Genomic DNA, 15,290 nt, shown 5'->3' with positions numbered 1-15,290 from the left:
TTCATCTACCTCTCATTTGCTCTTGGGTCAATTGCATCTCTTATGGCATCACCAATAAGGTTAATTGAAAATGATACTAAGAATACTGCAAGTGCTGGGAATACCCATCTCCACCAGTAAAAGTTTAGTACATCTGATTTTTGAGCTGCAGTTAACATATTGCCCCATGACGGTGTTGGCTCTTGTACACCAAAACCAAGGAATGATAAGCCTGATTCTGATAGTAAGTTACCAGCATAATCTAGTGTCGCATTTACTATAACTATTGATAGGACATTCGGGAAAATGTGCTTCATAATTATTGACCAGTTTTTTACACCCAAAGCACGGGCTGCTGTTATATAATCTCTTTCTCTTTCAGCCAAGATTTGACCACGAACTAAACGTGCAAGTCCTGTCCAACCAAGTAAACCTAAAAGGATCATTACCATGGTAATTCTTTGTGTTTGGCTTGCTCCTGGTGGCAACAATGCTGAAAGTGAAATTAGCATAGGATAAAATGGGAATGATGAAATAATTTCAGAAATTCTCATCAATACATTATCAACACGACCTCCGGCAAAACCTGAAATCATACCGATAAGTACTCCTAGTACAAGTTGGATTACTGTAGAAACTAAAGAAATTAGCATGGTCATACGTCCGCCGTGGATAAGTCTTGTAAATATATCACGACCTTGATCGTCTGAACCAAATCTAAAACCATTTAGTCCCCAAGTTTCAATCTTTCCATCTTTAGTTACTGCATAATTGTTGAAAAATGATGTAAATATTTGTTGGTATTCTCCATCTGGAGTATTTAGTTCACCGTAGTTATCTAGACCCCAGTTATAAATTTTGCCATTTTCATCTAGGGCTGTGAAAGTTGTTTCTCCACCTTGAATATCGACGATTTTTCCGTCAAATTTTGGAATATTGTCCCCTGCTACTCCAGCTCTACTTGGACCCCAAACATAAACTTTACCATCTTCATCAACTGCTGCAGCTGAGTTAGCTGTTAGAGCAACTTTTTTAACTTTTACGCTTCCATCAGTTAATTCTTTTGGCATATTGGTTTGGTTTTCAGCACCCATTACACCGATTAATTGGATAGTTCCATCAGTTTTTGCAACTAACATATTAATAGATGAAGTATCAAAGTCTTCAACTTGTCCTTGTATTGTTGATGGGATCATATTTAGACGGCTTGCGAGCGTTGAACCCCAAACGACTAAGTTTTTCTTGTTGGTTAAAATAGCTGAATATTGAACACCTGCTCCAAGTTTCTTGATGCCTTCTTCTTTGATTTGACTTTCTGACATTGGTGGCATTTTGGTTTGGTCAAAGGAATTATTACCCCAACCATAAATTTGATTATCTTCTGTTGCAAAAATAATATGTCTATCACCAGCAGCCACGTCTATAACTTTTTGGTTTTTGAGGGCTTCTTTGGCTTTTTTAGGGATGGTAAGAATCTTATCTTCATTATCAGAACCCCAAACATAAATATTTCCCTCGTTGGTTAAACCTATGGCAAAAGTATTACCAATAGATATTTTCTTGGTTCCTTCACTTTCCATTTCCTTTGGAAAATTCATGTAAGCACCTCCTGGTGCGACATTTGTAAGGTTACCTTGAGAATAATATTGGTTAAAAGGAAGTATTGCGCTTCCAACAAATACTACTAGTATTAAAGATATAAATAATACTAATCCAAATACTCCCAAAGGGTTTCTAAGAAAGTTTCTAAGGGCAACTTGGCCTGGAGATCTAATTGCTTCTTCTTTTAATGCATCGTTCTCATTAGAAGAATTAGGAGTTTTATTTGAATTATTATTGTTTGCTTTTTCTTCTTCAGCTTTTCTTTTCTCAGCGTCTTTTCTTTCACTTTCATAAATATCGCTATCTGATGCGAAAGTAAAACCACGGATGAGTAATGTTTTTAAAAATCTCTTATATGAAGAAAATGATTTACGAATTAAACTATTCATTGCCCACCTCTTACGCTTCTAATTTTACTCTAGGATCTACTAGAGCATAAGCTATATCCATTATCAAGTTCCCAATCAAGGTTAAAAGTGCATAAAACATTGATAAGGTTAAAATTACATTGTAGTCTTGTGCTATTACGGCAGTTATAAGCTCATTTCCTATTCCTCTGTAGGCAAAAATCCTCTCAGTAATAGCAGAGCCTGAAAACATTCCAAGAACTGCCCAAGTTAAAGCTGTAACTACTGGAATAAGTGCGTTTCTAAAGGCATGAGAATAAACAACAGTCTTTTCTTTTAGACCCTTAGATCTTGCAGTTCTAATATAATCTTGGTTAAGGGCATCAAGCATTGAGTTTCTAACATATCTTGAAAGTCCTGCAAGAGAGCCTATGGTCAAGGTTATAGTTGGTAAGGTCAAGTATTTTATCCATTCTGGGAATGTATTATTACGTGGCATACCATTTGCAGGGAAAGCACCTGCCTTAAAAGCTAATAGGTAAATTAAAATAAGTCCTATGAAAAATACAGGGACACTTATACCTATCAGCGTTAGAGTCTGGAAGGTTTTATCAAAGACTCCTCCTCTGTGCGTTGCCGATCTAATACCTATCAATACCGAAAGTACAAAGGATATTACTGTAGAACCTAAGTTAAGATAAATTGTATTTCTCAAAGGTTCTTTCAAATATTCCCTTACTGGCTTTTTAACTCTGGTTGATTCACCAAAATCTCCCTTTAATGATCTACCCAACCACATTATGTATTGTTCAGGTAGTGACTTATCATATCCGTAGCGATGTTGTAATTGCTTGTATAAACTTTCTTGCTGAGCTTTAGTCATACGAGTTCCAGTTGGAATCATAGCCCTAATTGGATCTCCAGGCATAGCTTTAGAGAAAGCAAAAAGCATAATAGAAATAATTATAGCTACTGGTATAAGATTTATCATTCTCTTTACTATATAACGAAACATAACTTCCCTTTCTTTGTTATTTGGAATTGTAAAATTATTAATTTATTTGTATTAAATAATCGCGACTTTATTTTATGTAAAAGCTTGTCTTTAAATAGATAAAGTATTCCAAAAACAACAATTTTATTATTACTATATTAATGTATTTGACAAATTTTGTCAAATAAAAAAGATTAATTTTTTTCTAAAAAAACGTATTTTCCCTTTGTTAATTTTTTTACATTATCTATATATAAAAATTCAAATTAATTTATAAAAGTACACGATTACATATTTTAATAATTTATTGGCAAAAACTAAAAAAGCTCACTCCTCGTGAGCTAATTTAGTATTATTTTTATATTACTTGCCAAGTGACATAGCGTTGATTTGTTCTACTACGCCCCAAACTGGTGTACATACGTCAAATCCTTGTACTCTGTTTGTATATCCTGTGTGATATTGGTTAGAGTATAGTGGAATTTCTGGTAGATAGTCGTTATACCAAATTTGGAATTCTTCCCAAGCATCTAGGTAACCTTCTTTATCTTCTGGATCTGTCTTACGAAGTTTTTCTGTAATTTCGTCTGCTTTTGGATCATTAGTCTTTGTCTTATTATCAAATCCTTTTGAGTTGTATTGATAGTAAGGATCATATGGTGTACCAAAGCTTAAGCCCATGTTAAATGCTGTATACTCAGCATCTTCTTTTGGTGTTGTGTAGTATTCTAGTAGTGTTGCAAATGAACCTGCTGTTACGTTATATTCCATACCAACTTGTTTAGCGTTTACTGGAAGTTGGTTAGAAATTAATGTTGTAATAGGTGATTCATCAGAACCGTATTGGTTAACTACAAGTTGTTTACCCTTATCATCATATCTCCAATAATTGTATCCTTCAGCATCTTTTGCAAATGCTTCGTCAGATTTTTTCTTATCCCATGGAGTTTTTCCATCAGCTTCGAATTTATATGGTGTTTTATCAAGTAATTCATTAGCTTTCTCTAAGTTTAGTTGCCAGTTAACAATCTTGCCACCTGTTTCTAGATCTGCTCCTCTTTCTTTGTACATCCATTGGCTTGTACCATACATACCGTTAGTTACGACACCGTAACCACCAGCAAATTGTTGTACGAAAGTATTTCTATCCATTAAGCTTGCTATAGCTTGACGAACTTCTTTATATTGAGTAGCTCCTCTATCTGTGATAAATGAAAGATCTCCATAACCATTTCTTTCAAATGTGTTGTATTTGATCTTTCCAGCATCAGTAGCAGCTCTCATTTGGTCGATCTTACCACCGTCAGCTTCTTCTTCCCAAATATCGATATCGCCATTTTCTAGTAAGTCTACAGCAATATTTGCGTTAACTGTTTGTACTATGATGTGTGGGATTGTAGCCTTATCACCTTTGAAGTTTCCAGCATATTCTGGGTTTAGTGATAGTTTAACCATGTTATTTTCAAATCCCTCATATACATAAGGTCCTGTTACAGCTTTTGGATTTGTTCTGTAGTTGTTAGCAACGTTAAGCATAGCTTGTTCAATCAATAAGATTGTTGGATCTACTTCGCCATCACGTTTTTCTTCAAGTTTTTTGATTGCTGCATCATGTTCTTCTTTTGCTGCATTGTATTCAGCTTTTTCATCTTCGCTAGCATCATCTTTTGGAGCTGGATAGTTAGTATCGAAGTCTTCGTTTTGTTTGTCTATTTGTTGTTGTAAAGAATCTTTGTAGTTTTTCTTATCTTCTTCAGTAACTTGGTAGCCTTCTTTTGTTTCAAGCTTTTGGCCATCTTTGCTTACTACTAAGTTTTCAGTAACTTCATGCATTGGGAATGGACTTAAACCCATCAAAGAAGCTTCTTCGAAATATGGTAAGAATGAAGCATCTACTGTATATTCGAATGTATAATCGTCAATTTTCTTTTGACCTTCAAATATATCTTTATCTCCATTGTGATATGCTTCATAACCCTTAGCTGAATCTGCACCTATTGTTGTAGCTGCTGTTACTGGTATATATGATGGATGTGAGAATAGTAGATTTCCAAATAAGAAATCGTCAGATTTAATTTCTACGCCATCAGAATATTTTAGACCTTTTTTAATTTTTGTTCTATAAGTTCTTGATCCATCTGGGTTGTCGATTTTTTCGATTTCGCCATCAACAACAGTTGAGTTTGTTACCCATTGGCCACCTTCATCTTGAACTACTGTACCGTAACCGTTGTTACCTTCGATACCAAGAAGTCTTCTAACTTTAACATCGTATGCAGAGTTTGTCCAACCTTGTAGCCAGTCGCCGTTCAATTCGCTTGTACCAATTACAAGAGTATCATCTGCTGTTTGTTTTTCAAAGTTTTCTAATTCTTTTTTAGCTTCAGCATCTTCATCGTCAGCGTTTTCATCGCCTTGTTTGTCGTCGGTTTTATCATCTGCCTTATCTTCAGTATCTGCGTTTTCGTCTTTTGAAGCATCATCTTTATTTTCAGTTTCAGTTGCTTCATTTGCATTGTCAGCTGGTTTTTCAGCATCTTTGTCAGTATTTCCTCCACAAGCTACTAGTGTTGTTGCCAATCCTAGTGCCATAAGGGAAGAAAAAACTTTTTTCATTTTCATGAATATCTCCTCCATAATGTTATGATATAGTAATTTTATTACAAAATATTTCTTTTGTCAATAGGCATTATTTTTTTTATAAATATTTATGCATATTTATACAATATATGTATTGATATTATTGCCTTTCTTATAAAAGGTTTGATATTTATAACAAAATCTTTATTTAAATATCGTATTAAATGCATTTGATATCTTAGCCAATTAAAGCATTATACAAATATTTTTCTTATATATCTTTTGCTGAAAATTTTATGCATTTCAACTTAATTTTTCTTTAAATTTATTTATTATTTTGAATATTTAAAATTAATTATCCAAAAAGTTTTTTATAAGAAAAAGACTCTCAAAGTCATAAGCTTCTTTAGACTTTGAGAGCAATATTTTTATTTGAATTTTAATCTTTATAAGTTCTCATATTGTTTGATGCTATTGCTACTGTTGATAGATTATGTAGTAGAGCACATCTGGTATTGGTCATTAATCCCAATACTCCCAATATTATTAGACTTGAATTTATTGCAACAATATTTACGTAATCTCTTCTTATTCTCGCATTCATTTGCTTAGCAATTTTTGTTACATCAATCAAACCATGTAGGTCGTCGCTTCCTATGGATATATCTGAGATTTCTTTGGCTATATCTGCTCCTTGGTGCATAGATATTCCAACATCTGCACTAGATAGCGCTATAGAGTCATTCACTCCATCCCCAAGCATTACGACAATTTTGCCTTTTTTCTTCTCTTCTAAAATGTATTTTTGTTTATCTTCTGGTAGAACTTGAGACTTGTAATAGTCTAGGTCAAGTTTGCTGGCTATACTTTTAGCCGAGTTCTCTGCATCTCCTGTAAGCATCACAATGTTATCGATTGATAATTCTCTAAGTGATTTTATTATTTCTTTTGCTTCTTCTCTTAAAGGATCATCTATACATATTACTGCTTCCAGCTGATCATCAAGAGCCAAATATAAGAGCGAATAGTTCTCTTTTAGGTTATCGATGATTTCTTTTTTATTATCGTCAATTTTTATGCCTTCATCGTCGAATATAAAATGCTCAGAACCTATTAAACTTGTTTTTCCATCTATGGTCGATCTTATACCATGCGCTACTATATATTCTGGTTTAGAATGCATTTCTTCATGCGTTAGCCCTTTTTCTTTGGCATGTTCTACTACAGCTCTAGCTATTGAGTGAGGAAAATGTTCTTCCAAACAAGCTGCTATTCTTAGGCATTCATCTTCACTTAAGCGATTACAAGCGATAACCTTTGCTACCTGAGGTTTTGATTTGGTTAGTGTTCCTGTTTTGTCAAATACAACTGTGTTTGCTTTTGATAGATTCTCTAGATATTTGCCGCCTTTTACTAAAACTTTCTTTTTCGATGCCTGACTTATAGCTTTCATAACCGCTATAGGTATAGTTAGCTTCAAGGCACATGAATAATCTACCATCAAAAATGATCTAGCTTTTTCTAAATTTTTTGTAATTGCATATGTTATCCCTGCACCTATGAAAGAATATTTCACAAGCTTATCTGCCATATTTTCAGCATTTTTTTGTGCTAGAGATTTAGTTCTTTCGCTATCTGATATAAGTTTTATTATATGGCTTAGTCTTGACTGATCATATTTTTTCTTTGTTTGAACAAGTATTGATCCTTCTTCAATAGCCGTTCCTGCAAACACTGTGCTTCCTACGGTTTTTTTCACTGGATTGCTTTCGCCTGTAAATGATGATTCATTTATCATAGCTATACCATTTACAACTGTCCCATCTACAGGTAGAACATTCCCCATTTCTACTTCTACTATATCTCCAACATCTACTTCTTTTATGTTTTTGATGATTTTTTTCTCTTTTTCAATTACAAAAACATTGTCAATATTTAGTGATAGTGATTGAGCTAAGTCTTCTTGAGATTTTTTCATTGTGTAATCTTCAAGTTTCTCTCCTAGTCCAAGTAGAAACATTATATTTGCAGCATCTGAAAACTTCTTATTTGCCAAAGATATTCCTATAGCTGTTGCATCCAGAAGCTCTACGTTAATCTTTGCTTTGCACAAAGCCTTGATCCCATTTTTAATAAATGGATATGCTCTTACAAAAAGTGCAAAAGTTCCTATAGGAGCTGGAAGCAAGTATTTGAAAAATATTCTTTGATACATGGCATCTCTTAGAATATGAAATATATCAATTTCTGATTGTTCCTTAAATGTTGGATCTTCAATTTTTGTACTTGCTATAACTTTATTATCTAAATCAAGTATATATCTAGCGATACTCGGTAAATTTTCTTCACTATAAAAAAGCGTAAATGACTTTGTAGCATAAGAAAGTTCGCAAGAGTTAACTCCTGCGATTTTTTCCATTAGATATTTAAGTTTATTAAGATCTTCCTTTTCTATATAATCTTCATAGGTAAAGCGACTTCTTCCATAGATTCTATGAACTATAGAAGCTCTCATTACTCTTCTACTTCCTCTTTAACTTCATCTTGTGATTTTTCTATATCACAAGCAACATTTTCTATATCAATATTTGCTTCTTTTTCAGCTTCAGCTTTATCCTCAGCTTTCTTTATTTCTTTGGCTTCTGCAACTATGTCTTCCGCTGAAAGCTTCGCAGACTCAACTGCATTATCGATTGATTCTTTTACTCTTAGTCCTTGTTTAACTATGTTTACGCCTGCTTTTTTTGCAAGTCTCGAATTTAAAATTTTGCCTCCTACAGCGCCTATAATAAGACCTGCTCCTACATTTAGTAATTTTTTTTCTATCATAAACCCTCCTAATACTTTTTATAAATTCTTTATTTTATAATATATCATTATATTGCTTTTTATATATTTTTGCAATCAGATTATTATTATTATTTTCACATATTATAATGCCTCAATGGCAAAGTTATGACATCCGTCATATTTTTTGGCAAGGCTATATCGCCTTTTAGGGCGGCAAAAGTTAGAGAATCCTTGCCATATTTTTTTCTAACCAGATAAATGGCCTTGTCAAGATCTTCTTTTTTTTGAAATTTTTCGTAATTTAAAAACATATCTATTTGCTTATCAAGCCCGTAGCTACTAAGGTGGATGGCCCTTATTCCGACAGCTCTTATGGGGAAAGCCCACTTGTAGTTGTTTTTAAAAATTTCCATGGCATTTTCTGCCAAAATAATCGAACTTTGACTTGCCATAGGAAGTCTACTTGCAAAGCTAAAGCTTTGAAGCTCGCTATTTCTAATAAATATTTCAACTCCCATGGCAGAAAGATTTGCTTTTCTCAATCTTTTTGAAACAGAAAATGAAAGCTCTTGAAAAATATTATAAACTTCCTCATTTTTTTTCAAATCCCTGATGGTAGTTACGCTGTTGCCGATAGATTTGATGGGATCTTTGTGATCTCTATCTACAACAGGTCTAAGATCTAGGCCGTTACAATATTGCCAAAGATAGATGCCATTTACTCCAAGCAATCTTTTTAAAGTATCTTTAGGAGCTTTTGCCAAATCGCCCAAGGTAAAAATTCCGATTTTTTTCAATTTTTTCTCCGTAGCTCTTCCAATTCCAACCATTTCACTAACATCCAAAGGCCAAACTTTTTTCTTAAAATTATCTTTACTTATTATGGTTGTAGCATCAGGTTTTTTCATATCAGAGCCAAGTTTTGCAAAAATTTTGCAAAAGCTTACTCCGACACTTACAGTAATTCCAAGCTCTTCTTTCATTCTCTTTCTAATTTCATTTGCAATTTCTTCTCCAGATCCAAAAAGATGAGTCGAACCGGTCACATCAAGATAACATTCGTCAAGGCCAAAGGGTTCAACCTGATTTGTGTATTGGTAATAAAGATTTCTTGCTAACTTTGAAACTTCAAGATATTTTTCGTATTGGGGCGGAACAAGAGTTAAATTTGGGCATTTAGCAAGAGCCTTCCAAATCGGCTCGCCCGTTTTAACTCCCATTTTCTTTGCTTTTTCACTTTTGGCAAGAATAATCCCGTGGCGATTTTTGGGATTTCCAGCAACTGCTAGGGCAATTCCTCTTAATTTGGGATTTAATTTAGCTTCTATTGACGCATAGCAAGCGTTCATATCTGAATGTAAAATAACTCTTTGCATAAAAACTCCTATTGTGACTTTTAATGTTAAACTAGGACAACTAATGTCTTGATTTAATTATAGGACTTTTAGTGTCCTGTGTCAAGTTTAAAACGCTTGACTTTCTTAGAAGTTTTTACAAAAAAACTGCTGCAAATAAATCCTAAGTTTATTTTGCAACAGTTCTTTTTAGTTTTCAGCATCGGAATATTCTTTTAATTTGCCCAAAGCCTGATTTTCAATTTGTCTAATTCTTTCTCTTGATAGGTCATAGATTGTTCCTATTTCTTCTAGAGTTTTTGGCTTTTCGTTATCTAGACCGTAGCGGTAAATTATTATTTGTTTTTCACGATCTGTTAGTTGGTCTAGAGCTTTCATCAAGAAATTTTCCATATCTTTTTCAAGTATTAATATATCAACTGGGGTTGATTCATCTCCTACCATATCCATTAGCTCATCGCCTGTTGAATCTTCACTATCTAGGTTGATGTTTAAGGATGTGGAATTTACTTGATTTCTGTTGATTAAAAACAAATCGTCAGCTTGTTTTTTGTCGATTCCTTCTTTTTCAAGGATTTTATAAATTTCTTCATCGCTTGCTTCTGGATTTGCCTTTAGTATTTGCTTTAATTTGTTTAATTTCAAATATTTGCCAGCAGGAATTCTAATTGTATGGCCTTCTTTGTTGATGGCCTTTCTAATAGCCTTATCTATCCATTTGTAGGCGTAGGTTGTAAATTTGTAGCCTAAGGATAGGTCAAATTTTTCTGCAGCTCTAATCATTCCAAGCATTCCAGATTGAACCAAATCTTCAAGATCCAAATCATTGCCATGGGACCTATAAAAATATGAAGCACGACTTCTTACAAGTCCTTGGTTTTTTTCTACAAGAGCTGATAGGGCATTTTGATTGCCTTGTTGGAATCTTTCCACTATTTCCTCGTTAGTGAGATCGGATAATTTCATCATATCTTTTCTTGTTATAGGAGATAGGGATACAGGTTCAGACCTTTTTATAGGTCTATCATCTTCTTCATCTTCACTTTCTTCAATGATATCGTCATCTATATCATCGATCTCTTCGATTTCTTCAGGGTCACTTATCCCTTCTTCTTCTAAAAGATAGTCGGTTAATTCTTCTTTTTCATCATCCGATAATTCTTCAAGGACACTTGCTATCTCCTCTTCGTTCATATCTTCGGAGTTGAAAAAGGAGCGGATTTTTTCAAGTGTAGCCTCTTCTTTTAAATTTATTTTATCCATATTTTACCTTTGAATTTATTTTACTATTAAAATTATCTAATTTTTTAAATCTTTTTTCATATCTTCGATTTTTTCAATCAATTCTTCTGATAGGGGAAAAGATTTGAAATTTCTATTAAAATCAGCACGCTTTTTTCTTTTTATTTTTGAATTATTGTTATAAATTGCGGCTTTTAGCTCCTTGGATGTCATTCTTGCGGCAGCTTTGCTTGCTGCTAGTATTTGGATTTGACTATCATCTGTAACTACTTTTAAATTTTCACTTCTGGCAATTTTTAGGATTTGCTTTTCTATGTAGGTATCTGCCGTTTGGAATTTCTTGGTGTAAACAATCTTCATTCCATATTTTTCGCTAATGGTTTCTTTGTTTCTGTCAAGATTGTAGGCATCAAAGACTATCACAACTTCTTCATCAGTCATTGATGCATACTCAGCCAAATAATCAATTAGCTTCTCTCTTGCAGCTTCTAAAGATTCTTTGGATATTTCTTTTAAATCAGTCCAGGAATTTATTACATTATAGCCATCTATAATGGTTATATTCCTACGATTTCTCGCCATTATCCCTTATAACCTCATACATAGCTATGGCAGATGCTACAGAAGCGTTTAAACTATTAACCTTGCCTATCATAGGAATTTTTACCAAGCTATCGCATTTTTCTCTGGTAAGTCTACTAATTCCATCTGCTTCATTGCCAACAACCAGTGCCACTTTGCCGCTAAGATCAGTTTCGCTAAGCTTACTAGTAGCTTCGCCTGCAAGGCCATAAACCCAAAATCCATTTTCTTTTAATTTTTCTATAGTCTTGTTAAGATTTTTAACCATAACAAGGTCGATGTTGTTGATGGCGCCAGCACTTGTTTTATAGACTGTAGGAGTTACTTTTGCCGACCTACGCTCTGGAATTATTACTGCATCAAAGCCAAAACTTTCAGCACTTCTGATGATTGCACCAAGATTATGAGGATCTTCTATCTTATCCAAAAGTATAAGTCTTTTAGCATCTTTTATTTCATTTATGGACTTATAATTATAGGAATCAACTTCAACCATCACGCCCTGGTGGTTCATATCTATCTTATCAAAAAAATCCTTGTTGACAAATTTTATTTCTACGTTTTTTGCCCTAAGTTTTTCTATGATTTTTTCTACAATAGGAGTATTTTGTTTGATGATGTAGGCCTTGTGGATTTTTATTCCTGCATCAATTGTCTCTAAAATAGGCTTTCTGCCGTAGATTTTATCCATTAGATTAGCTCCCACTTAACGCCATCTCTGGTGTCTTTGATGCTAACTCCTAAATCTTTTAGTTGATCTCTAATTTCGTCAGCTTCTTTGTAATTTTTGTTGATTTTCGCTTGATTTCTAAGCTCAATAAGCTCTAAAATTTGCTTTTCATCTACGTTGGCCTTTGATTTTTTCCTATTTTCAAGACCTAAAACTTCTTCAAATTCATTGAAATAATCCAAAGTTTTTTCTATGAGATATTTGGAATTGTTAGCATCAATTTTGCTGTTGGCAAATTTTACCAAATCAAACAAAACTGTGATAGCATCGGCTGTATTTAGGTCATTATCCATAACCTCTATAAATTTATTTTTAAAATCAGCTAGGATTTTGAGAGCCTCTTCTTCGCCAGGGATTAGTTCTATTTTGGTGTTATTTTCTGATAGATCTTTTAGCCTAAAATAAGCATTGTTGATCCTATCTAGGGAATTTTTTGCCCCTTCTATGATCTCTCTGGTAAAGTTAATTGGTTGGCGATAATTTGTAGTTAAAAGCCAAAATCTTATAACCATAAGGTCGAATTCTTTTTTGATATCATGGAGTGTAAAGAAATTTCCCAAAGACTTACTCATCTTTGTTCCATCAACTTGGATCATGCCATTGTGCATCCAATAATTGGCAAAAGTTTTGCCGTTATGACTTTCTGATTGGGCGATTTCGTTTTCGTGGTGTGGAAATTCCAAATCTTCACCACCAGCGTGAATATCTATGGTTTCTCCCAAAATTTTCTTATTCATAGTTGAGCATTCTATATGCCAACCTGGGCGACCCATGCCCCATGGAGAAGACCATGAAACTTCGCCATCTATCTTGGTTTTTTTCCAAAGAGCAAAATCTAGTGGGTTTTCTTTTTTCTTGGCTTCTTCGCTTTCTAGTCTATTGCTTGCTCCATGAACTAAATCTTCAATGTTTTTTCCAGATAATTTGCCATAATCTTTGACAGTTGAAACCCTAAAATAAACATCGCCATCTACTTCGTAAGCTGCGCCTTTTTCTATTAAATCTTTTACAAATTCGATAATATCATCCATTACCTCGGTTGCCCTTGGATGGATGGTGTTTTCTTCGTCAAGATTTAAATCTTTGGCATCCTCTAAGTAGGCTTTTATATATCTATCTGTTACTTCTTTGGTTGAAATGTTTTCTTTTATTGATTTATTAATTATTTTATCATCTACATCTGTGAAATTTACCACATAGCTTACATCGTATCCGCGATATCTCATATAGCGTCTAAAGGTGTCAAAAACAACAAGTGGCCTAGCATTTCCAATATGCATATAATCATAAACAGTAGGCCCACAGACGTACATTTTTATTTTGTTTTCTTCAATTGGTTGAAACTCTTCAATCTTTCTTGTGAGCGTGTTATGAATTTTCATTTAAAAATTTTCCTTTACAAATTTTAATCTATTATTAATCTTATCTTTGCCCATTAATAGCATAACATTTGACAAATCTGGTCCATGAACTGATCCTGTTATAGCAGCTCTTATTGGAAACCACAAGTTTTTGCCCTTGATGCCTGTTTCTTTTTGGATTTTTTTCATAATGGTTTTGGCAAAATCTGCATCAATTTCAGAAACTTCGTCAAGTTTTGCTAAATAAGCATCGATTAATTTTTTGGAATCTTCTTCTTTTAAAATTTCCTTTGCCTCATCGTCATAGCAAACTTCGCTATCTTCTAGATAATAATTCTTTGAAAGTTTTGGAGCATCAGAGAATTTATCGATTGCTGATTGCCAAGTTTCTGCCAATAATTTGTAATTTTCATCTGAATAATTTTCATCTGAATAATTTTCATCGACAAGGCCAGATTTTTCCATAAAAGGCTTGATGGCTTTTGCCAAATCTTCTACGGACATTTCTCTTACATAATGGCCATTTACCCAATCTAGCTTTCTTTTGTCGAAAACAGCTCCAGTTTTGTTTACTCTGTCAAAATCAAATTGCTTAGCTAATTCTTCTATTGAGAAAATTTCTTCTTCGCTATCTGGTGACCAGCCCAAAAGTGCCAAGAAGTTTATCAAACCTTCTGGTAAATATCCCTCTTCGATGAAATCTTCTACCATTCCATCGCCATTACGTTTAGAATATTTCTTGTGATTTTCGTTAAGAACGGTTGGTAGGTGGATATATTCTGGAGCATCCCAGCCAAAGGCTTCGTATAAATAAACGTGCTTTGGAGTTGAGCTTATCCATTCATCTCCACGAACAACATGAGTTATTTTCATAAGATGATCATCAACTACAACTGCAAAATGATATGTTGGAAATCCATCGCGTTTGATCAAAACTTGATCGTCCATATCGTCAGTATTAAAGGTAATTTTGCCTTTTATTCTATCGACAAAAGAAATTTCGCGATTTTTTGGAAGTTTTAGTCTAACTGTATATTCTTCGCCATTGGCAATTCTTTTTTTGGCTTCTTCTAGGGGAATTGACCTACATAGACCATCGTATTTTGGTGTAAGTCCATCAGCTTTTTGTTGGTCACGAACCTTATCAATTCTCTCTTGTGAGCAGAAGCAATAATAAGCCTTGTCTTCTTCTATAAGTTTTTCAATATATTTATTATAAATTCCAGCCTTTACTCTGTCAGATTGAATATATGGACCATATTCTCCTCTTTCAGTAACTTTGCCAGATTCATCGAGCATTACACCTTCGTCTATTTCAACCTTAGCCCAAGAAAGAGCCTTTAGTAAATTTTCCAAAGCTCCCTCAACAAATCTGGTTCTGTCGGTATCTTCAATTCTTAAAATCATTGTCCCGCCTGTGTGTCTTGCATATAAATAGTTAAATAAGGCAGTCCTTAATCCACCTATATGCAAATATCCTGTTGGGGATGGGGCAAATCTTACTCTTACATCAGTCATTTTCTTCTCCTCTTTGCTAAAAATATAAATACACTTTGTTTAATTATAATATATTTTTAAATAATTTGATAATTAAATTTGATATTATTTAGAATATGAAAGGGAGTGCATTACACTCCCCCTCCTTTTAACTTATTTAATTATAACATTGCTTACTCTTAAAATCAACTTTGTCAAGGATTTTTTTAAAAGTTTTGATCTTTTTTGATT

The 15,290-nt window shown here is 33.6% G+C and carries 11 protein-coding genes; all 11 read right to left on the bottom strand.

Features of this window, described 5'->3' with window-relative positions; genetic code table 11:
* Positions 1-5: 5 nt before the first annotated feature.
* A complete protein-coding gene (locus tag CS884_RS09315) occupies positions 6-1,970 on the bottom strand; it encodes an ABC transporter permease subunit (protein WP_099321565.1) in 1,965 nt (654 codons plus the stop codon).
* Between the two features lie 10 nt (positions 1,971-1,980).
* The gene (locus CS884_RS09310) at positions 1,981-2,943 is read right to left on the bottom strand and encodes an ABC transporter permease (protein ID WP_099321564.1); all 963 of its coding nucleotides are present in this window, start codon (positions 2,941-2,943) and stop codon (positions 1,981-1,983) included.
* 342 nt (positions 2,944-3,285) lie between these two features.
* Positions 3,286-5,544, bottom strand: a complete 2,259-nt coding sequence (locus tag CS884_RS09305) for an ABC transporter substrate-binding protein (protein ID WP_099321563.1) — start codon at positions 5,542-5,544, stop codon at positions 3,286-3,288.
* A gap of 397 nt (positions 5,545-5,941) precedes the next feature.
* Complete coding sequence (locus tag CS884_RS09300; RefSeq protein WP_099321562.1) at positions 5,942-8,017, bottom strand: heavy metal translocating P-type ATPase; 2,076 nt, start codon at positions 8,015-8,017, stop codon at positions 5,942-5,944.
* A complete protein-coding gene (locus tag CS884_RS09295) occupies positions 8,017-8,331 on the bottom strand; it encodes a DUF6110 family protein (protein WP_099321561.1) in 315 nt (104 codons plus the stop codon). The genes CS884_RS09300 and CS884_RS09295 overlap by 1 nt, the downstream gene beginning before the upstream one ends.
* 95 nt (positions 8,332-8,426) lie before the next feature.
* The gene (gene dinB, locus CS884_RS09290) at positions 8,427-9,668 is read right to left on the bottom strand and encodes a DNA polymerase IV (RefSeq protein WP_099321560.1); all 1,242 of its coding nucleotides are present in this window, start codon (positions 9,666-9,668) and stop codon (positions 8,427-8,429) included.
* Between the two features lie 168 nt (positions 9,669-9,836).
* The gene (locus CS884_RS09285) at positions 9,837-10,910 is read right to left on the bottom strand and encodes an RNA polymerase sigma factor RpoD/SigA (protein ID WP_099321559.1); all 1,074 of its coding nucleotides are present in this window, start codon (positions 10,908-10,910) and stop codon (positions 9,837-9,839) included.
* A 36-nt stretch (positions 10,911-10,946) separates the two neighbouring features.
* The gene (locus CS884_RS09280) at positions 10,947-11,471 is read right to left on the bottom strand and encodes an NYN domain-containing protein (protein WP_099321558.1); all 525 of its coding nucleotides are present in this window, start codon (positions 11,469-11,471) and stop codon (positions 10,947-10,949) included.
* The gene (gene rlmB / locus CS884_RS09275) at positions 11,455-12,162 is read right to left on the bottom strand and encodes a 23S rRNA (guanosine(2251)-2'-O)-methyltransferase RlmB (protein WP_099321557.1); all 708 of its coding nucleotides are present in this window, start codon (positions 12,160-12,162) and stop codon (positions 11,455-11,457) included. Before rlmB ends, CS884_RS09280 begins: the two co-directional genes overlap by 17 nt.
* A complete protein-coding gene (gene cysS / locus CS884_RS09270; RefSeq protein WP_099321556.1) occupies positions 12,162-13,583 on the bottom strand; it encodes a cysteine--tRNA ligase in 1,422 nt (473 codons plus the stop codon). The genes rlmB and cysS overlap by 1 nt, the downstream gene beginning before the upstream one ends.
* Entirely contained in the window at positions 13,584-15,080 is a 1,497-nt protein-coding gene (gltX, locus tag CS884_RS09265; RefSeq protein ID WP_099321555.1) for a glutamate--tRNA ligase, read from the bottom strand.
* Between the last annotated feature and the right edge of the window lie 210 nt (positions 15,081-15,290).

Origin of the sequence: Anaerococcus sp. Marseille-P3625, from assembly GCF_900232825.1 — a bacterium.
Lineage (GTDB): Bacteria > Bacillota > Clostridia > Tissierellales > Peptoniphilaceae > Anaerococcus.
The sequence above is the reverse complement of the archived record's forward strand: the minus strand, read 5'-3'. Positions and strand labels throughout refer to the sequence as shown.

Coding starts and splice junctions, on each gene's coding strand:
- CS884_RS09280 (WP_099321558.1), bottom strand. CDS start 11,471: ATGGCGAGAAATCGTAGGAATATAACCATTATAGATGGCTATAATGTA.
- CS884_RS09305 (WP_099321563.1), bottom strand. CDS start 5,544: ATGAAAATGAAAAAAGTTTTTTCTTCCCTTATGGCACTAGGATTGGCA.
- gltX (WP_099321555.1), bottom strand. CDS start 15,080: ATGACTGATGTAAGAGTAAGATTTGCCCCATCCCCAACAGGATATTTG.
- cysS (WP_099321556.1), bottom strand. CDS start 13,583: ATGAAAATTCATAACACGCTCACAAGAAAGATTGAAGAGTTTCAACCA.
- CS884_RS09310 (WP_099321564.1), bottom strand. CDS start 2,943: ATGTTTCGTTATATAGTAAAGAGAATGATAAATCTTATACCAGTAGCT.
- CS884_RS09295 (WP_099321561.1), bottom strand. CDS start 8,331: ATGATAGAAAAAAAATTACTAAATGTAGGAGCAGGTCTTATTATAGGC.
- CS884_RS09285 (WP_099321559.1), bottom strand. CDS start 10,910: ATGGATAAAATAAATTTAAAAGAAGAGGCTACACTTGAAAAAATCCGC.
- dinB (WP_099321560.1), bottom strand. CDS start 9,668: ATGCAAAGAGTTATTTTACATTCAGATATGAACGCTTGCTATGCGTCA.
- CS884_RS09300 (WP_099321562.1), bottom strand. CDS start 8,017: ATGAGAGCTTCTATAGTTCATAGAATCTATGGAAGAAGTCGCTTTACC.
- rlmB (WP_099321557.1), bottom strand. CDS start 12,162: ATGGATAAAATCTACGGCAGAAAGCCTATTTTAGAGACAATTGATGCA.
- CS884_RS09315 (WP_099321565.1), bottom strand. CDS start 1,970: ATGAATAGTTTAATTCGTAAATCATTTTCTTCATATAAGAGATTTTTA.